Raw genomic sequence first — 20,547 nt, 5'->3', positions numbered from 1 at the left:
ATTGCAAAGTTATGATTTAGCAATGAAAACGACTTTTACTTTCCGTTCATTTATCGCAACAAATGTTTTCCAAAGGGATTTTCTTGCGACAAATGAACGAAATGTTACATTCCCTTGTGCTGCGTTACTCACCTCTTCACTGCACAAGTCTTCCCATTACAGTCCTTTACAAGAATCTTATTGCAGGGACTGGGGAGGAAGACAAGGCTGACCATAGTCATCTTCCCGACAGCACCAAAGCCTCAACGCAGCAGAAAATCAGCAAATCACAGCCTCAGTTCACTCACCTTTATATTCCTGTAAGCGGCCTTGTTGCCATCAGAGTAGAACTTGACAGATGTGTATGGCTGCGTCGGGAACACAAGATTAGTCATTGCAATACGACCGCCATTGACGAAGATTTCAACTGAACACTTGTCAACAAAGACATCCAGATGATAGGTCTTTGAATCGCAGAGACTCAACGGAGCCCATGTGCCGAGTGCAAAGTCATTCTTATAATTGACTGAATTCAACTTGCGGAACGGCTCCTTAATCTCACGGTGTTCGTGCAGGTCGAATTCCTTTTCTATCTTATGGGCTTCAGCCTTCTCACCGAATTTGGTCCTACCACTCTCCGTTCGGTCCATGACAAGCCTGCCAGCCTTCATATCGAAATAGATGTTTACCTTCTCACCCTTTTCATTGTAGAGGATGAAACCAGTCTTGGCAGCATCACCGGGAGTAACGTCCATCTCCATTTCAAAGGCATTCTCCTTGCTGGAGGAGAGGTTCTTTGATTCCTTCCCTTGCGTAATGACCAAGTCAGGCAGACGTTTGAAAGTCTTTCTCAGTCCGGCAACTTCGGGTACGACATTGGACGACATATAAATCTGTCCGTCCTTGCCAGTAAAGAGCTTGAACTCACGTGGGAGAGTGTTGGCACCACGATACTGGCGGATAGGAGTAACATTGGCATACTGCCAGTTGCTCATCCACGCAATACCCAGTACACGATCTTGGACACCAGAGAAGGTTACAGTGGCATAATGGTCCTTGCCATAATCGAGGAATTTGGCAACAGAAGGCTTACTGTCGCAGACAAAATTCTTCCCATCGAAGTCACCGATGAAGTATTCCGTAGCACTTCCGCCGAAGAGACAGCCCGGATTTATGTTGACTATCATCACCCATTTCTTCTTGTTCCGGTTTCCATCAACTGGCAGCTGGAAGAAGTCCGGGCACTCAAACTGGTTAGGCTGTGCGCCATATCCCTGACCGAAAGCACTGACATAAGTCCAATCCCGCAGGTTAGGTGACGAATAGAAACGCATCTCCTTGTCGGCTGAAACAATCATATACCACTTCTTCAGCGGTGCATACCAGAACACCTTCGGGTCGCGGAAATCCTTGAGTCCGTCAAAAGGAGTAAGGACTGGATTCCCCGGATACTTGTGGAAGGTGTAACCGCCATCGGTACTGTATGCCATGCACTGTATCTGACCGTTCTTGTCACTGGCTGATGTATAAAGGGCAACAATGGCATCCTTGCCGTATTTCGCAGTACCCTCCTTATCAATAACAGCACTTCCTGAGAAGATATGTCCCATCGGGTCACGTGCAATCGTCGGCTCAACCTCTTTCCAATGGATAAGGTCGCGGCTGATGGCATGCCCCCAGTGCATGTTGCCCCACTTGGATCCGTAGGGATTATACTGATAACAGAGGTGATATACACCATCCTTATAGAACATACCGTTAGGGTCGTTCATCCATCCATACGAAGGTGTGTGGTGGTAAGAAGGGCGATAAAAATCGGTATTGGTCACATCCCAGACATTTGAAAGTTTCATCTGTCCCTTCTTGAGTACCAGTGCATCAGACTTCAGGTTGAGAATCTTGACGACAGAAGTCCTGCCTTTATTGAGCTTGAAAGGCACGCAATAGTCGGTTTTTCCTTGTGCCAGCCGTACATCCATCCACGTGTCGGTAGCTTTTCCGTTGTCGAGGAGCACCTGTGCCTCGTCCTTCTCCTCCTCAACAGGAAGGATGAGATACTGTGGCGACTTCTCAATCTTCACGATGGTGGTATCACCAGCACGTGTAATCTTCATTGTCTGTGCAGTGGCTGACAGTGTAAGGGCTGTCAATGCAGCACATAGGATAGTATTCTTTCTGTTCATAGCTGTTTTTAGTTATGGCATGTTCCAATCAGGAATTGGAACTTATGGAACATGCCGGATAATATTTTACTCTTATTTCTGATATGTTCTTGAGTGCAAGATGTCAACAATCCACCTGCCAACAACTGATTATTCATATATTCCCAGCATCTGGTAACTATATTACAAACGCTTTGTACACATGTTACAAACGCTTTGTAGAAGCATTACAAACGCTTTGTAGACGTATTACCAGTGCTTGGTAACAAAGTCACCAAAACCTGGTAACAATCCGAATAACCCAGAAGCGTAGGCAGTTAAGCGTCTTAGAACTTGAGAGAAGCGGTAAACTCAACTGTGAAAGGACGGAGATAGCTACCTGTCATCAGCTGGTTCTTGATGTTCTTGGCTTCATCCTTGGTGATAAGTTCTGCACCGGCAATACTACCCTTGGCACCTGTCTGATTGAGGAAGTTCACTACTGTACAGCCTAAAGCCAGTCGCTTGTTAACCTGCCAGTTCACACCTCCGAATGTTTCCCAGTGTCCGTTGAAATAGTAGGCATCGTTGATATTGGCGTAGGTCTTGCTGAAATAACGGAAACTGGTCCATAGCTTGATGTCCTTCGTAACCATGTAACTCGGGTCAAACTCGATGAGCACTCTTGGAATTTCAGCTACGATGTTGCCAGTAGCATTGATACTGCCGACATATCCATCAGCGAAGGTAACCGAAGTTTCATACTTCTTGTATGTAGGACGCTGATAAGTGAAGAGGAAGTGAACGTCAAGCCCCTTTACCGGATGGGCAACCACGTCGGTAGTCCAGCCGATGGTCTGTATGTCATAAGTAAGTGGTGCAGCCATAATCTCGCTTCCGTGCTGAAGATTAAGCGTAGAGTTGTTGTTTGTCTTTGAGATGTAAGAGAAGAGAGAGGTGAGGCTCATCCACGAGTTATTGTAGTAAAAACCTACACGCCCGAGAGGAACAGAAATCTTGTCAGTGTTAGGGAGTGTCGCCGGAGAGAAAGCCTCGAACTTCGGATGCTGAACGATATAGGTGAAATCACCCGTCAGTCCAAAATGCTTGTTTACCTTATAGGTTGCAGCAAGGGCGAGGTCGTAGTTGAACCAGCTGTAATCCAATGGTACTGGGGTTATCTTCGTGCCGTCGGCAGCAGTAGCCCCGAGATGGTAATCGGTAAATCGTCCGACGTAATCACCAGCTGCATTCTTCACTGCAAGGTTCTCGCCCTTGAGTTTCTGCAGCTCTACACGGGCACCATAGTAGAGATTCAACTGTGGGAGAATGTCCCAGTCATGGGTGAAGTAAAGGGCAGTCTTGTTTTCATGACCACGGTAGAATTCGGATGCGTTCTTGTTATAATCATAGAAGAAGGACGTGCGCTTGCCAGCATCATAGAGTCGTACAGCATAGCTTCCATCAGAAGGAACGCTCTGGTCGTACATCGTTGTATTAGATGTATAATCAATGTGATAGTACCACTCGTTGACACCTACACGCAGTGTTGATTTGCGGAACTTCTTTGAAAGCTCTGAAGTGAAGAGGAATTCGTTGACATCGCCAGAGTTCAGACAGGACATACGGGTCTGGACATACTCACCATTATAAAGCGACTGACTTCCATCAATGCCATACTGCATATAATTGTTGACGAAACCTGGTGCTTTCGTGTTAATCAGCGACATCGGAGTCTGATAAACCAAAGCAGCATGACCATGATCAAAGCGTGCCATTGCCTTCCAAGAGAGTCCGTTACCAAAATCGTAGTTGTTCATCAATGAAATCTGACTGCTGCGATTGGCGATGGCATCATAGAGGGAAATACTCTTCAACTGACCGTCACGCATATCCCGATAGGTAATGTTCGCATCCACAGGCAGATAGGAAGTCGTACCGAGCTTGAAGTCGCCATACTCCTTCACGCTACCGTCACCGACATAGATAAACGGTGCGGACTGTGTGGCGTAAGTATAGACAGGATGGCTGTTGCTATAGCTGTACATAGCCGTAAGCTCGCCTTTGTTACCGGCATAACGCTTCGTGATGGCTGCCTTGTAAATCTGTGTGCGGTCCTGGTTCTGCGAACTCTTGATCTTAAACGTACCGGGATCGCTGTTCTGATACATGCTTCCGCTGTAGTACCAGCCATTTCCTAACGAACCATTCAGGTTCAACGACATTTCCTGCAAGCCGAAATGATTGGTCTTGTAGTTGAGTGTTCCGTGGAAACCATCCTGCCCCAACTGTGTGAAAGAGTTGACAGCATAACCGATATTGCCGGTTGTAATGGCAGTTTCAGCTATCTTCAGCAATCCCTGATGACTCAGACTGGCATCGCCACGCCAAAGAGAATTGACGCTGCGGGGATTGGTTGCATAGGTAACCGGCAAACCGTTCTCAAGCACATTGACATCAGCAGAAGGCAGACCAATCTGTATCTCACGTGGACCGTTGGCACTGGCAGCGTTCAACATCACGTTACGATTGCTCTCCTCCTTGTTCCCGTTATCCTTCTTGTTACTGTTGTCATCCTGAGCACTGACAATAGAGAAGGCAGGCAAAGTGGCTAACAATAACGCACCTAAGCGTAATGAAAGATGATAAAAGTTGACCATAATTAAATTGTTTAGTAATGTGAATATTCTAAGTTGCAGTCTCTTCTTCCTTTCAGGTAACTAACTACGGTGCAAAATTACAATGAGAAACTAATAGTGTGGCGCAAAATCCGTTCATAGACTGCAAATATTGTGTCTGCGAAACATTCGTTCTATCCTGTGAACGTTTTGTTGTATGTGGCTGATATATGGTCGTTATCGTTCCTGTGCAGGCTGCAAGTCAAACTCCTCCTTATAGCACTTTGAGAAGTAACTTGGAGTAGAGAAACCTACAGCATACGCCACCTCTGACACCGACTTATCGGTTGTCTGGAGCAGATGACGGGCACGCATGAGGCGAGCTTTACGGAGCATTTCAACAGGAGAATGACCTGTCAGAGCCTTTACTTTGCGATAGAGCTGGACGCGGGAAAGCCCGATTTCATCGCCGAATCTCTCCACATTAAACTCGCTGTCACCAAGATTATCCTGAATTATCTTGCGCAGCTGGGTGATGAAAGTCTTGTCTGTTTCGTTCGACAGCTTCTCGAAAACATCGTTTTCATCGCTGTTTGAGAAAAGCTGGCTGAGTTTTTTCCTACTCTGAATAAGGTTGTCAATACGCGAAAGAAGCAGCCGGAGGGAGAAGGGTTTGGATATATAGGCATCTGCACCATGCTCATATCCCTCGACACGCTGGTCGTCAAGACTGCGTGCTGTGAGCAGGATGACAGGGATGTGGCTGATGGCCTTGTCCTGTTTCAGCTGACTGCAGAACTCCAGTCCATCCATGACAGGCATCATAATATCGGAGATGATAAGGTCGGGTACTATCCGCCTTGCCATTTCCAGCCCACTCTTACCATCAATGGCTTCGCTCACCTTATATATAGATGATAGTGCTGTGCGGAGATAGGCACGGATGTCGCTGTTGTCATCAATGACCAGCACCTCGGGACGGGCAGTCTCATCGGGCAGCACAAGGTCGTCAATATGGCGTGCCTGATTAGGCACATCCTCATCTGCAACCGTCTCAACGACAGGCGAAAAAGCCTGTTCCGACCTTGAGCTGCTCAATTCTCCTGCCTGACGGAGCGGCATGGTAATGATGAATCTGCTGCCTTCTCCCTCCCTGCTTTCCACCGTTGCCAGTCCATGATGCAGTTCAGTGAATGCCTTGACAAGTGCCAGTCCGATTCCAGTTCCATGTTCCGCATTCTTTGCCTGATAGAACCGATTGAAGATATAGGGCTGTTCGTCGTGCGCAATACCTATACCGTTGTCGCTTACCGTTATCCTTACCTTGTCTCCTTCCACGGATGCAGCAAAGGTAATCCTGCCCCCGTTGGGCGTGTACTTCATTGCATTGGTCAAGAGGTTATAGCAGATACGCTCCAGCTTGTCATGGTCGGCACGCATGGATAGAGCCTCCGGGACTTCAAGCTGCAGGCTGATGTTCTTCTTCTGTGCAGAGGTGGCAAAAAGACTGAACCACTGCCGCATACTCTCCGCAAGGTCGAAGTCAGACAGATGCAGTTTCATCTTTCCGTTCTGCACCTTGCGGAAGTCAAGGATCTCACTGACCAGACGGGTCAGCACAGCCACATTACGTTGGACTATCTGAAGCATATCCCTCTGCTGCGCATTCAGGTTGCTGTCATGGATGATATAGTCAACAGGGTCGGCAATCAGCGTCAGCGGTGTGCGCAGTTCATGGCTGATATTGGTAAAGAACTGCAGCTTGGCTGCAACAGTTTCTTCCTCTATCCGATGCCGTGCAACGATGCTTCGGTAGACGTAGATCATGATACCCACGAGCAGCAAGACGATAATGCTGAACAGAACGAGGTAGACCTTCTGGTGGTTATACTGTGCCAAATAGTTATCCACCTTGCCATGCAGCGACTGGAGCCGTGCTGTCTGTTTCATGATTTCCTCATTCTGAAGGAGCAGGGCATTGGCATTGTTGCTCGTCACAAGTGTGCCTTTCAGGTAGTTGTCACGCTTGTAGGGCTTCTTTTCCAAGATGTTCAATGCCAGCTGCATGACGAGGTCGCCACGGGTTGGATAGATATAGGAAGCCATCAACCTGCCATCACGCACGCTCTCCATACCACCACCGGGAACGGGAAGGGCATCAATACCGACAAACTTCAAGTCCTTCACCCCATGCTTCTCCGCTGCCTGCAGGGCACCGACAGCCATACGGTCATTCTGTGCAAAGACATAATCAATCTCCATGCACTGCCTGAGCATGCTGTCCATAACGGCTTCGCCACGATTCTTCAGCCAGTCGGCATAACGACGGTCTACAATCCGAATACCAGGATAAGCCTTCATGGCGTCCGTAAAGCCACGGTCACGCTCAATGGAAGGTGAGGACCCCTTCAGTCCGCCTATCTCAACAACGTTTCCTTTACCACCAAGCTGTTGCGCTATGAACTGTCCCATCTCGTGCCCAGCCTCATAGTTATCAGCTCCCATAAAGGCAGTGTACTTCCCGGAATCAGTCTTGCGGTCAAAAAGAATTACGGGAATACCGGCATCGTAAGCCTTGTCGATGACCGATGAAATGGTATGAATCTGGTTAGGTGAAACAATGAGCAGGCTGATACCTTCCTTTATAAACTGCTCAATCTGCTGTTTCTGCAGCTTATCATTATCATTAGCAGAAGCAAACTTCAGTGTTACGTTGTCATACTGATAGGTACTCATCACAAGCTCGTTGTTGAGCTTATCGCGCCAGATGTCCTCTGAACATTGCGACACACCGATGACATACTTCTTTCCGTTGTTACCCGAGCACGCCGAAAGCAGCAATATAAGAAGCATGATATATAGGTGTTGTTTCATCTGCATAACCGTCAAAAGATTGTGTTCAATTACATTTTACTGCAACAAAGATACATTCTTTCTTTTTTATTTGCAAGTAATAGATAAGTAATTATGCGTGTAAAAAGTGGCGATAAACAGTTGTTAATCATCTTTCACCGCATCTATTATTTAGACTAACAGAACCTACTGCAATGAAGAAAACCACAGTTGGCGAATTCTTTTCACGCAAATAAATATTTTTTTTCATGAAGAAAAATAATTATTTTCATGAAAAAAAATATTTCTCTTCATGAAAATAATTCGGAAAAGGACGCTTAATGCTTTAAGAAATGAGCTTCTGAACGATGAGAAAGAGGCTGTTTTAAATATCAAACAATATCCTTTGAAGAAGGTATATTTGTCGGTTAAGAGACATGAAGTTATGCAAAAAGAGGAAAAGATGATGCCAAAAGAGGAAGAAAGTTTGTATAAACGTTTTAACATCCGATAATTATCAGAACTAAAATAAATCCATATTTATTTGTGTGTTACATATATAATCGGTAAATTTGCACGGATTAAATTTTCGGGACGCGTGAGAAGGTAAACGTCAAGGCATTCGAGCCTTGCCCAGAGTTACCACTTTTGGTTCCCTAAGATGTTGGTCAAAACAATAAGTATTTTAAAATTTTAGATGAACGTAATTACGAAAACAGTTCAATTGCCAGATGGAAGAACCATCTCAATTGAAACCGGAAAGGTTGCAAAGCAGGCCGATGGCGCAGCGGTTCTCCGCATGGGTAACACAGTACTTCTCGCCACTGTTTGTGCAGCTAAAGAGGCAGTTCCGGGCACAGACTTCATGCCTTTGCAAGTTGATTATCGCGAGCAGTATGCTGCCGCAGGTCGTTACCCGGGTGGTTTCACCAAGCGCGAAGGCAAAGCCAATGACGACGAAATCCTAACATCACGCCTTGTGGACCGTGTTCTTCGTCCACTTTTCCCATCAGATTATCACTGCGAAGTTTATGTACAGGTAATGTTGCTGTCAGCTGACGGCGTTGACCAGCCTGATGCACTCGCTGGACTGGCAGCATCTGCAGCACTTGCTGCTTCAGACATCCCTATCGAATATCCTACTTCAGAGGTGCGTGTCGCACGTGTTAACGGCGAATACGTTATCAACCCTACCTTCGAGCAGATGAAGGAAGCTGACATGGACCTCATGGTCGGCGCAACCAAGGACAACATCATGATGGTTGAGGGTGAGATGGACGAGGTTACCGAGCAGGATCTTATCGGTGCCTTGAAGGCTGCGCACGAGGCTATCAAGCCTATGTGCGAAATGCAGGAAGAGCTTTCAAAGGCTTGCGGTACTGATGTCAAACGTACATACGAAGACGAGGTCAACGATGAGGAACTGCGTGAGCAGGTTCGCAAGGAGACTTACGACGCTTGCTATGCACAGGCACAGAGCGGAGACACCGACAAGAAGCATCGTGAGGAGACATACGACAAGATTAAGTCCGATTTCATCGAGGCTTATGACGCAGCCCACACAGACCTCACGGAAGACGACCTCGAAGAAAAACACACACTTATTGAGCGTTACTTTGCAGATGTTCAGCGTGACTCAATGCGCCGCAGTGTTCTTGACACAGGCAAGCGCATGGACGGTCGTGCAACAGATGAGATTCGTCCTATCTGGTGCGAGGTTGACACACTGCCGATGCCACACGGAAGTTCGCTCTTCCAGCGTGGTGAAACAATGTCTCTCTCTACTTGTACTCTCGGTACAAAGATGGACGAAAAGATGGTTGATAACGTTTTGGAGAAGAGCTATCAGCGTTTCCTCCTTCACTATAACTTCCCTCCATTCTGTACAGGTGAGGCTAAGGCTCAGCGTGGCGTAGGTCGTCGCGAGATTGGTCATGGTCACCTTGCATGGCGTGGTTTGAAGGGTCAGATTCCTGCTGACTTCCCTTACACAGTTCGTCTGGTAAGTCAGATCCTCGAGTCTAATGGTTCTTCATCTATGGCTACTGTATGTGCAGGTACACTCGCATTGATGGATGCAGGTGTTCCGATGAAGAAGCCAGTATCAGGTATCGCAATGGGTCTTATCAAGAACCCAGGTGAAGACAAGTATGCCGTACTGAGCGACATCCTCGGTGATGAGGACCACTTGGGCGATATGGACTTCAAGACAACCGGTACTAAGGACGGTCTGACTGCAACACAGATGGATATCAAGTGTGACGGCTTGTCATTCGAGATTCTTGAGAAGGCACTTATGCAGGCAAAGGCAGCCCGTGAGCACATCCTTGGCATTATGACAGAGACAATCGCTGAGCCACGTGCCGAGATGAAGCCACAGGTTCCACGTATCATTCAGCTGGAGATTCCTAAGGAGTTCATCGGTGCTGTTATCGGTCCTGGTGGTAAGATTATCCAGCAGATGCAGGAAGATACTGGTGCTACTATCACTATCGAAGAGACTGATGGTGTTGGTAAAGTACAGGTTTCTGCACCTAACAAGGATTCAATCGACGCCGCCCTTGGTAAGATTAAGGCTATCGTTGCCGTTCCAGAGATTGGTGAGGTTTACGAGGGTACAGTACGTTCAATCATGCCTTACGGCTGCTTCGTAGAGATTCTGCCAGGCAAGGACGGCTTGCTTCATATCTCTGAAATCGACTGGAAGCGTCTTGAGACTGTTGAAGAGGCAGGTATCAAGGAAGGCGACAAGCTGCAGGTGAAGCTCCTCGAGATTGACCCTAAGACCGGCAAGTACAAGCTCTCACGCCGTGTGTTGCTTGACAAACCAGAAGGTTATGTAGAGCCACAGCGTCGTCCACGTGGCGACCGTCGTCCACGTCGTGATGGTGAGCGTCGTTATGACGAGCGTCGTCCACGCCGCGAACACAATGATTTTGAGAACAACGCTTAATCGTCGTTCATCATAAAACCATAAATCCCCCATCAGACTGGATATGGTCTGATGGGGGATTATTGTTTTCAGGATTCTGCCGGAACGAAGCCTTCAACAACAGAGTAAGACCTTGTCAGAAAGACCGTTAGGACTCATCATAATGTATTGCAAAGACATTTTCAGCATATTGTCAGCCCACCTTCTCCGTTAATAATAGTGAAAATGAAATCTTATTGCTTGCTTTGTAACAAAATAATAAATATCTTTGCCGAGGAATTTCAAAGGCTTATAAATGGCTAAGCAGAACCAGAAAACAAGACATACGCTTATTGCATGGCTGCTGTTGGCACTCTTCATGTTGCCAATGGTTGTCAAGTCTGTGCATGTATGTCAGGTTGAAACGAAACTTGCAGCCGGTCATCAGAGTACCGGTCAACACAGTCAGAGCCACAATGGTGACAACTGCGCAATCTGTCATTTTGCCTTTTTCAACTACATGAAAGCTACGAACATCCAGTTGGATGGTGTAGCTATCATCTTCCTCGGTTTCCTCTTCCTTGTCTGCGTAACGGCATGTGTACGCCCGGAAGTGGAAGTCATCAGCCTCAGGGCACCTCCTTCAAAGTTCTAAAGGGAGGCTGTATCTGCTCGTCTTGGTGTATGAATGATGCGTCTGCATAGCTTTTCTATACTTGCAAAAGGCATACAATCCATTAGTATTCAAAGACATTACATTTGATACAACCTCTGACGCAGGCACAATATAAGGATAATTGCGTCTATTCGGCTTTGTTTTTAACATCCGGCAGCAGTATCTATGGGGCAACTGTCTACCGTCAGAAAATCCTTGTTATTGCGTCATTGCGTCACATTCTGCCCAGTTATACACACATTCCCGTGGGTATAACATCCGGCTGAACATTCCATATTTTATCAACATTCTACTACATTTGGAAATGAATAAGGCTTTATTAGCTTTTGTTCTTTCTCCTGTGTGCGTGGCTACATTCGCTGACAACCACCTGCCAAAAGGCACTTCAACTCCCATTGAAACCGATGCCGACAGCAGTATTGTCATGCAGGACGTAACCGTATTGGGCAACAGACAGAAAGACATTCAGATGAAATCATCCGTCAATACCATCAGTATTGGCAAAGAATTCCTGCAAAACAACTTCTCGGGAAGTCTGATGCAGAGCCTCAGCGGCATACCCGGCGTAAAGGCGATGAGCATTGGCTCGGGACAGTCAAAGCCTACGATACGTGGCTTGGGATTCAATCGTATGGTCGTTACGGAGGACGGAATCAAGCATGAAGGACAGCAGTGGGGAGACGACCACGGACTGGAAATAGACCAGTTTGCCATCGACCACATTGATGTTGTCAAAGGACCGGCTGCCCTTCTCTATGGCTCGGATGCCATTGGTGGCGTCATCAACATCTACAGCAACTACATTCCGACAAAGAAGTTCCAAGGAGGTGTGTCGCTCTTCAGCCGCACAAACAATGAATCGGTTGGTCTATCTGCCCGTCTGCAGGGTATCAACGGACACTTCTATTGGAAAGCCAATGCGACACTTATCGACTATGCCGACTACAAAGTACCGACAAACAGCATCCAGTACTTCTCCTACGACATCCCACTGAAGAACAAACGACTGCGCAATACAGCTGGTTTTGAACGGGACGGAAGTGTGACAATCGGTTATAAAGGCTATAATTTCCACACCGAACTCAAGCTGACGGATGCCTACACAAAGAGCGGTTTCTTTGCCAATGCGCACGGTTTGGAGGTGAGACTGTCGACCATCGACTATGACAAGTCACGTCGGGACATTGACTTACCCTACCAGAGTGTGAACCACCTGAAGGTGATGAGCCACACGGTTTACCAACAGGGGAACCTCGCTTTAGAAGCAAACATCGCCTATCAGAACAACCATCGGAAGGAACTCTCCGAACCAATCGCTCATGGTTATATGCCAACACCGCCGAACACATTGGAACGTGAGTTCAAGAAAGACACTTACACGGCAAATGTCATGATGCGTTTTGTGCTTAACGAACAGCATACACTCTCGGCAGGTGCCAATGGTGAATATCAGCATAACCGCCGTGCAGGATGGGGCTTTATCATTCCTGACTTTGAAACGATGGCGTTCGGTGCTCATGCTTTCGACCGATTCACAATCAAGAAAGACCTGATAGTAAATGCAGGTGTGCGTTATGACCACGTAAGAACCAACATCCACAACTATACTGACTGGTTCAGAACGCCCGTCAATGCCACCGACACCATCTATAAAGAGCGTTCGCAGAATCTCCGCCGTTCGTTCAACAGCCTCACATGGTCAGCTGGAATCAACTATGCCACAGGCAACTGGATTCTGAAAACCAACATCGGCAAGAGCTTCCGTGTACCTATTCCGAAGGAACTGGGGACGGATGGTGTCAATTATCACATCTTCCGATACGAGAAGGGTAATCCAAACCTCAAGCCAGAGGAGTCTTATCAGATTGATGCCGGTATCCATTGGGGAAACAGCAAGGTTACGATTCAATTGGACCCGTACCTCAACTACTTCCCGAATTACATCTACATGAACCCGACACCAGACTATTACGAGGGGCTGCAGTGGTACTACTACACGCAGAGCCGTGTCATCCGCTATGGATTTGAGCTGCAGGCAGACTGGAAGATACTCCCTGCACTGAGCGCAGAGTTCAAGGGTGAGTACCTTTACTCCGAACAGCTGTCGGGCGAGAAGAAAGGTTATACAATCCCATTCTCCACCCCTTGGTCGGCAGATGCTACCCTTCGCTATGATTTCTGTCGTAAGAAGGTTGGCAATGAGGGCTTTGCAGCAATGAACCTGCACGTTACTGGCAGACAGAACAACATCGTTCCGCCAGAGAAAACGACACCGGGTTACTACACATTAAACCTCACTGCGGGCAAAGACTTTGCCTTCGGAGACAGAACGCTACGGCTGAGCCTCAACGCAGAGAACCTCCTCAATCGTAAATATTACGACCACACGAGCTTCTACCGACTCATCGATGTACCCGAACCGGGACGTAACGTGGCTCTGATGGCAACCTACGAGTTCTGACAAACAAGCATTTCAGTAATGAATGAGATATAAACACTTGATCGAATAAACTAATCTGAGACTTCGAATGGATGAGCATGGCGGGCAGGAATCAACAACACACTGTCCCCACGCCATCCTTTCAAAACACAAAAAGCGAGCTAATTAACAAAGATAATAAACCAAGGCGAAAGCCTTACTTAAAACAACTTACACAATGAAAAAGAAACTTATTATGGGCGCAATGGCGCTTCTGAGCGTATTTGCAATGACACTTACCTCATGCAGTGACGACAACGATTCTCCATCAAATGGCAGCATTGAAATCAAGGACGTCGAGTTCGGTCACCACAACAACGGTCTTGGCACTATCGGCAAAGACCTTCATTTAGAGTGTAAAATAAAGTCAAGTTCCAAGATTAAGGCTATCAGCGTCTCAATCATCAAGGATGCAAACAACAAAGTAGAGAAGGTTTACAACAGCGGCAAGTACATTGGTGTCCTCAACACTACCTTCCACGAGCACATTGACCTTCCTGCAACACTTGCCGAGGGTGAATACAAGGGAACCATCACTGTCACCAACACAGAGGGAACCGTTAAGACTGTCAATGCAAAAATAACATTGAAGAAAAAAGAAGTAGACCCTAACATGCCAAAAATCAGTGATTTAAAGGTAAACACCATGGAGAGTACCGCCAACGGAAAGGTTACTTTCACGGCAAACATCGAGACCAAGGACCCTGTTGATGAGATTGAGATTGAGTTCCATGGCGATAAAGAATACGAAATGGAGTTTGTTGAATTCAAAGGAAAGAGCGGCAAGTTCGTGTTCAGCAAGGGTGTTACACTCCCAGGTGACTGCAAGCCAGGTACCTATCACATCCATTTCACTGTAAAGGACAACAAGAAGCGCAAGGCAACAGAGGAGATTGAGGGCTTCGTTGTCAAGTAAGTCAAACACAAAGCTATCAGCTAAATGACAGCAACCTACCTATAAGAGAATGCGTGCCTGCCCATCCACTCTGCACAAGCATTTAACGGGCAGAAAGGAGTATTCCTCTTATAGGCAGGAAAGCTATCAGAGACAAGAAAAAAACAGAAAGACAATTAACCATTACGGATAAACAAATACAACACACATTATGAAAAAGTACTTATTAGGCTTAACAGCTGCAGCACTTCTCGGCATGACTGCTTGCACCAGCGACAAAGACAAAGACACGGAGTTACCCATAATCACAGATGCGGGTATCATAGCCAACCCCGTAGACTGCCAGGTGTATAACCGTAGCGAAATCATACCCTTCCATTACCGTTTCACCGACAATGAGGAACTGGGAAACTATAACCTCGAGATACATAACAACTTCGACCATCACACACATGGCACACAGGGCAAGTCATGCGACCCTGACACTGAAAAGAGAAATGCTGACAAAGCCTTCAAATACAACAAGGATTTTGCCATTCCACATGGCAGCAAGACATACGATGCCACCCAGAACATACAGATACCTGCCAACGTAGAACCCGGTGATTATCACTTTGTTATACGTGTTACAGACCGAACGGGGAACCAACAGCTGCGTGCAATGGCTATTAAGATTAAATAAACTTGCACGATAAACACAAAATAAAGGTTAAAACATTCTTGTTTATTGAATTAAATACAATATCTTTGCAGCATGAGAGTTAAGTAAGAGTTTACATACAAAATTAAAATGATTATGAAAAAGATTATGTTTATGGTAGCTGCTTGTGCAGCTATGGTAGCTTGCAACAATGGCAAGACTACTACAAACGCAGACAGTACAGACAGCGTAACACAGGATTCTGTTGCTGCAGTTGACTCAGCAGTTTACGAGGGTATGACACCTGCAGCTGACGTTGCTGGTATCAAGTACCGCGTTGCTTTGGCTAAGGATTCATCAAATGGTTTCAACGTTTCTGAGGCTTACATGAAGTCTGACTCTGAGGCTGATACCGTTTACAATTATACTGGTAACTACGTGGTTCTTAAGAAGGACGTAAAGGGCAAGGAGAATACTTACTACCAGTTCGACCTGGGTAAGGACAACAAGGTTAACTTCCTCGTTGTAAACGACTCTACCCTCCGCCTTGTCAACACTGACTTCGAGGAGCCAGCAACGAACTCAAAGGATATGAACTACGACTTGAAGCTGAAGTAAGAAGCAACGAGAATCTGTAAACTAAAACACTAAAATAATGGGGCTTGCCAAGGCTTTCAAACCTTGTGCAAGCCTTTTTTAGGTTCATCCGTTAAATGCGTGGACACTTTTCGTATAGCTTTAACGGAAGAACTGGAGTTATTCATTAAATAAAAACATAGCTAAGACGGTCCTTGGCTGCCTACTTTTTTATCATCCTCCGACACAGAAAACCTTTTCATGTTAATGCTTTGAAAATGCAGACAACAGTTTGAAAAATCATGACATAATTTCGGGTAAAATATCTACAAACAAAGGCATAAACACGTATAAAAAGCAAGTCTGCAACCAACAGTAAATCAATTAGTTATAAAGCAGTGCAAGAAAAGGTGCTTAATTGGACTTCAAAAGGGCGTTAGTTAGACCTCAAAAGGGCGTCTATTGCAAGCCAATTGGGCGTCTTTTCAAAGCCAAAAGACCATGTATTAATTTTGAGTAGTACGAAAATAGTTTACAAACATTGGTTGATATGGGAATAAGTTGTTTCTTGAAGACGGAAAGACATAGCATCTGTTTGCCTTTTCTACATTTTTATCTTGTGCATTATCCCTTTTTGTGAGACCGTCTGATTTTGGAGAGTCATACCATGAAGGTGTATAATCCTTTATTCTGTTTCCAATCTACGCATTTAACGGAAGAACCTGAATGTTTCCTACTGATGCCTGAATAGAGTCGAATTAAGCCTTGACTGATGTCCAATTGGTGCTTAATTGAAGGCTAACTAAGGCTTAATTGAAGTCAGACCAAGCGCATTTACGTGCACAACTTTACAACAACCTCATTTCATGATAGTTACAAATGCAGCCCAAAAGGCTACTTCAAGCCTGTTTCAAAGCAAGAAAAACAACGAAAATGTAAGAATACTTCAGAACGACAAAACAGAGAAACAGCCCTATTTTCTATGCACAGAAGGACAGAAACAATACGGACACCTTGACTTATACACAGTTCATTATTGCTCATCAAGCCTGCAGAAACAACAAATCCCGACTGTGGACGGACTTCCCCATGACCATAATCGGAATTCAAGACGGAGGGTTCTTCAAACCTATTCCAAGTGTTTAATAACGCTTCAACGACTGTTTAACGCCAGAGATAAGTACCCCCATCTCTGCAGCATTCAGTCCTCTAATCAACACGTTAGGCTCTCTGATTTCCACAGCGTAATTGGATAGCGCAGGAACACAGTGGAAGAAAGGGAGGTCAACTACCTCTCCCAGCTTTGTCGTACTTACGAAAGTAAGTCGTATATCAGAAAAATGTCCGTTACCTACTTTATACGACTCGTTAGGATACATCGGCAGAATCGTATTCACACCCTCTGTTATGACAAAAGTCAAAAAGGGCTCCTTGCCCTCTTTCGCATAACATTGAGGCTTGGCGACATAAGCCTCCGCCCACAAGTCAGTCTCCTCTGCCTCCCCTACATCAAGGAAGCAGCGGTCGTTCTCTTGCTCTTTACGCTTATTCTTCTTAAAGAAATCGAATATACCCATATAGTCCTAACTGTTACTATCTCTATTTGCAAGTAACTGATTTATATAATAAAAGCAATCGGAAACAGATAAAATCCCATCCAAAAAGATAATTGCAAAGATAAAGACTTCATACTACATATACACAATTACATATGTTAAAAAGACTAAATCATACATACAATTCATTACAACCATCGATAAAACACGAAAAACAAGCTATCATAAAAGGGAATTAAAGTCCATCAATATAAAACCATTCACACGCCATCATCAGCAGAACAACAGGAAACACCGGGACTATATACATCTTTTTAACGCATTTTGCTGCGGGTTCACACAGAATTGATTATCTTTGCAATGGGAAAGAATGGTACCTTTATGGGGCTGTCCGTCCCCACCCCTGACATATTCAGACAAATAAAAACAGACACAAAGAAACACTAAATGGTACTGAACTACATTTGGATAGCATTCTTCCTCATCGCCTTCATCTTCGGAATCATATCACTGTTGACGGGCGACATGACGATATTCCAGAAAATGGTGGATGCCACCTTCGACTCGTCCAAGACTGCCTTCGAGACCTCATTAGGTCTGACAGGCGTCCTGGCACTATGGTTAGGCATCATGAAAATAGGCGAGAAGGCGGGTGTCGTGAATGTTCTTGCACGCATACTCAGCCCTTTCTTCACAAAGCTCTTCCCCGATATTCCTAAGAATCACACTGTGATGGGGTCTATCTTCATGAATATTGCATCGAATATGTTAGGACTTGACAACGCTGCTACGCCTACCGGACTGAAGGCGATGGCACAGATGCAGGAGCTGAACCCAAAGAAAGACACGGCAACCAACCCGATGATTATGTTCTTGGTACTGAACACTTCGGGATTGACCATCATTCCAACGACTATCCTTGCATTCCGAAGTTCCTACGGAGCAGCACAGCCAACGGATGTATTCATCCCTATCCTGCTTGCTACCACAGTCGCAACGCTTGCGGGTATCATCCTTACGGCAGGCTGGCAGCGCATCAACATCTTCCAGCCCACACTGCTTGCAGCCCTTGTGGGACTGATGGGCTTCGTCGGACTGATTATCTGGGGCTTCGGACAGATGGACAAGCAGACGATGGGCACGGTGACTTCTGTTGCCTCAAACCTTATCCTCATGTCGATTATCGTCCTTTTCATCGGTGCCGGCTTACTGAAGAAGGTGAACGTTTATGACGCTTTCATCGAAGGAGCAAAGGATGGATTCCAGACGGCTGTGCGCATTATTCCTTATTTGGTCGCTATCCTTGTGGCAGTAGGAGTATTCCGTGCATCGGGCGCAATGGACCTCTTAATAAAGGGAATACAATGGTGTGTGGAGCAATGCGGACTGAACACCGATTTTGTCGGAGCACTCCCTACAGCCTTCATGAAACCCCTTTCAGGCAGCGGAGCACGCGGTCTGATGCTGGAAGCCATGAAGAGTTATGGTCCTGACTCATTCGTCGGCAGGCTCAGTTGTATCTTCCAAGGGTCTACTGACACGACCTTCTATGTCCTGGCAGTTTACTTCGGAAGCATCAGCGTCAAGTACACAAGGCACGCTGTTGCGTGTGGATTGCTGGCAGACTTGGCAGGTGTAATCGCCGCTATCGCCATCTGCTATGTTTTCTTTTAGGAGATAATTGAGTCTATTAAGCTATTGGGCTATTTGCCCTATTAGCCTTATCAGCCTAATAAGGCTAATAAGCCAAACAACAAAACAACAATGGCAAATTTAAAATCACTTGCAAAAGACACTGCCATCTACGGATTGAGCAGTATCATCGGAAGGTTCCTGAACTACCTTCTTGTACCCCTCTATACAGCAAAAATCAGTGCTGCGAGCGGTGGCTACGGTGTTATCACGAACATCTATGCCTATACTGCACTGCTGCTGGTCATTCTGACCTACGGAATGGAGACGACTTTCTTCCGTTATGCCAATAAGACTGACCAAGATCCGAAGAAGGTTTATTCCACTACTTTGTCGATGGTGGGTCTTTCCTCACTGTTGTTCATCGCAATGGTATTCGTATTCCTGCAGCCTATCTGTGACTTCATGGGTTATTCGGAACATCCGTCGTATGTGTGGGTAATGGCAATCACCGTGGCGATTGATGCCTTCCAGTGCATCCCTTTTGCCTATCTGAGATACAAGAAACGCCCCATCAAGTTCGCTGCTTTCAAGCTGCTGTTCATCGCTTTGAACATCGTTCTGAACCTTGTTTACTATCTCATCCTTGGCGGACATGAAGTGGGTTATGCTTTCTATATCAACCTTGCATGCACAAGTACCATCACCTTCTGCTTCTGGAAGGAACTGAAGGACGGCTTCTTCTCGGGCGGAAAACTCCTTGACATGCCTTTGGCAAAGAAGATGCTGTCGTACTCCTGGCCTATTCTCATCCTCGGTATTGCGGGTATTCTCAACCAGACGGCAGGTTACATCCTCTTCCCATACGTCTACAAGGACAGTGATGCGCATACACAGCTTGGTATCTTCGGGGCTGCGAGCAAGATTGCAATGATTATGTCAATGATTACGCAGGCTTTCCGCTATGCCTACGAGCCGTTCGTCTTTGGCAAGGCACGCGACAAGGACAACAAGGAAACCTATGCACAGGCTATGAAGTTCTTTATCATCTTCACGCTTCTGGCGTTCCTTGTGGTAATGGGTTATATGGATATCCTGCGCCATATCATCGGCCGTGACTACTGGGTAGGACTGCAGGTTGTACCTATCGTGATGGCAGGAGGAATCATGACGGGTATCTACTTCAACCTCAGTTTCTGGTATAAGCTCATCGACAAGACCATCTGGGGTGCCTACTTCTCAGGCATCGGATGTGCAGTAATCATCGGAATCAACGTGATTTTCGTACCGAGATACGGCTATATCGCCTGCGCCTGGGCAGGTTTCTCAGGCAATGCAACGGCAATGGTATTGTCTTACCTTGTCGGTCAGCGCAAGTATCCGATAGACTATCCACTGAAGAGCATCTTTGTTTACGTACTGATAGGTGGTCTGTTCTTTGCCATCATCAGCTATACCAACGCCAACCTGCCAGTTCCTGCAGCATTGGCAATCAACACACTGGTTATTATCCTATTCATTGCACACGTTCTTTATCACGACTTTCCGCTGCAAAAAATACGCAGTCGGTTTGCAAAAAATAAACAAAACATCAATTAATCAATAATATCAT

Annotated in this window: 13 protein-coding genes; 9 read left to right on the top strand and 4 right to left on the bottom strand. The window is 46.1% G+C overall.

From position 1 onward, the window contains the following. Window positions 1–266: 266 nt before the first annotated feature. The 3 genes from ADJ77_RS05755 to ADJ77_RS05745 form a co-directional block, all read right to left on the bottom strand. Window positions 267–2,162 carry a GH32 C-terminal domain-containing protein gene (locus ADJ77_RS05755; RefSeq protein ID WP_050696127.1) on the bottom strand — a complete coding sequence of 632 codons (1,896 nt, stop codon included), beginning with the start codon at window positions 2,160–2,162 and terminating at the stop codon, window positions 267–269. Between the two features lie 305 nt (window positions 2,163–2,467). Next, window positions 2,468–4,780: a TonB-dependent receptor gene (locus ADJ77_RS05750; protein ID WP_050696126.1), complete on the bottom strand. Its 2,313-nt coding sequence runs from the start codon at window positions 4,778–4,780 to the stop codon at window positions 2,468–2,470. A 195-nt stretch (window positions 4,781–4,975) separates the two neighbouring features. Next, window positions 4,976–7,618, bottom strand: coding sequence for a substrate-binding domain-containing protein (locus ADJ77_RS05745; protein WP_050696125.1), 2,643 nt, complete (start codon window positions 7,616–7,618; stop codon window positions 4,976–4,978). A gap of 265 nt (window positions 7,619–7,883) precedes the next feature. Between ADJ77_RS05745 and ADJ77_RS05740 the strand changes: the two genes are divergently transcribed. The 7 genes from ADJ77_RS05740 to ADJ77_RS05710 all read left to right on the top strand — a co-directional run bounded on the left by ADJ77_RS05740 (window position 7,884) and on the right by ADJ77_RS05710 (window position 15,789). Beyond that, on the top strand, window positions 7,884–8,084 hold the full coding sequence (locus ADJ77_RS05740; protein ID WP_050696124.1) for a hypothetical protein: 201 nt from the start codon (window positions 7,884–7,886) through the stop codon (window positions 8,082–8,084). Window positions 8,085–8,267: 183 nt separating this feature from the next. Next, window positions 8,268–10,523, top strand: coding sequence for a polyribonucleotide nucleotidyltransferase (locus tag ADJ77_RS05735; RefSeq protein ID WP_025078570.1), 2,256 nt, complete (start codon window positions 8,268–8,270; stop codon window positions 10,521–10,523). Between the two features lie 274 nt (window positions 10,524–10,797). Further along, window positions 10,798–11,136, top strand: a complete 339-nt coding sequence (locus ADJ77_RS05730) for a hypothetical protein (protein WP_025078569.1) — start codon at window positions 10,798–10,800, stop codon at window positions 11,134–11,136. A gap of 325 nt (window positions 11,137–11,461) precedes the next feature. Further along, window positions 11,462–13,618: a TonB-dependent receptor gene (locus tag ADJ77_RS05725; RefSeq protein WP_025078568.1), complete on the top strand. Its 2,157-nt coding sequence runs from the start codon at window positions 11,462–11,464 to the stop codon at window positions 13,616–13,618. 196 nt (window positions 13,619–13,814) lie between these two features. Next, window positions 13,815–14,552, top strand: a complete 738-nt coding sequence (locus ADJ77_RS05720; RefSeq protein WP_025078567.1) for a DUF4625 domain-containing protein — start codon at window positions 13,815–13,817, stop codon at window positions 14,550–14,552. A 190-nt stretch (window positions 14,553–14,742) separates the two neighbouring features. Further along, window positions 14,743–15,213, top strand: coding sequence for a DUF4625 domain-containing protein (locus ADJ77_RS05715; protein ID WP_025078566.1), 471 nt, complete (start codon window positions 14,743–14,745; stop codon window positions 15,211–15,213). A gap of 114 nt (window positions 15,214–15,327) precedes the next feature. Continuing rightward, window positions 15,328–15,789, top strand: coding sequence for a copper resistance protein NlpE N-terminal domain-containing protein (locus ADJ77_RS05710; RefSeq protein ID WP_025078565.1), 462 nt, complete (start codon window positions 15,328–15,330; stop codon window positions 15,787–15,789). A gap of 1,100 nt (window positions 15,790–16,889) precedes the next feature. Here the strand turns inward: ADJ77_RS05710 and ADJ77_RS05705 are convergent. Next, the gene (locus ADJ77_RS05705; RefSeq protein WP_025078564.1) at window positions 16,890–17,324 is read right to left on the bottom strand and encodes a hypothetical protein; all 435 of its coding nucleotides are present in this window, start codon (window positions 17,322–17,324) and stop codon (window positions 16,890–16,892) included. Window positions 17,325–17,750: 426 nt separating this feature from the next. Between ADJ77_RS05705 and ADJ77_RS05700 the strand changes: the two genes are divergently transcribed. Together ADJ77_RS05700 and ADJ77_RS05695 are read left to right on the top strand one after the other, a co-directional pair. After that, window positions 17,751–18,977 carry a nucleoside recognition domain-containing protein gene (locus ADJ77_RS05700; protein ID WP_025078563.1) on the top strand — a complete coding sequence of 409 codons (1,227 nt, stop codon included), beginning with the start codon at window positions 17,751–17,753 and terminating at the stop codon, window positions 18,975–18,977. Window positions 18,978–19,067: 90 nt separating this feature from the next. Continuing rightward, the gene (locus ADJ77_RS05695) at window positions 19,068–20,534 is read left to right on the top strand and encodes a lipopolysaccharide biosynthesis protein (protein ID WP_025078562.1); all 1,467 of its coding nucleotides are present in this window, start codon (window positions 19,068–19,070) and stop codon (window positions 20,532–20,534) included. Window positions 20,535–20,547 lie beyond the last annotated feature (13 nt).

Source organism: Prevotella fusca JCM 17724 (assembly GCF_001262015.1).
Classification (GTDB): domain Bacteria; phylum Bacteroidota; class Bacteroidia; order Bacteroidales; family Bacteroidaceae; genus Prevotella; species Prevotella fusca.
This window is presented reverse-complemented; position numbering and strand designations above follow the sequence as displayed.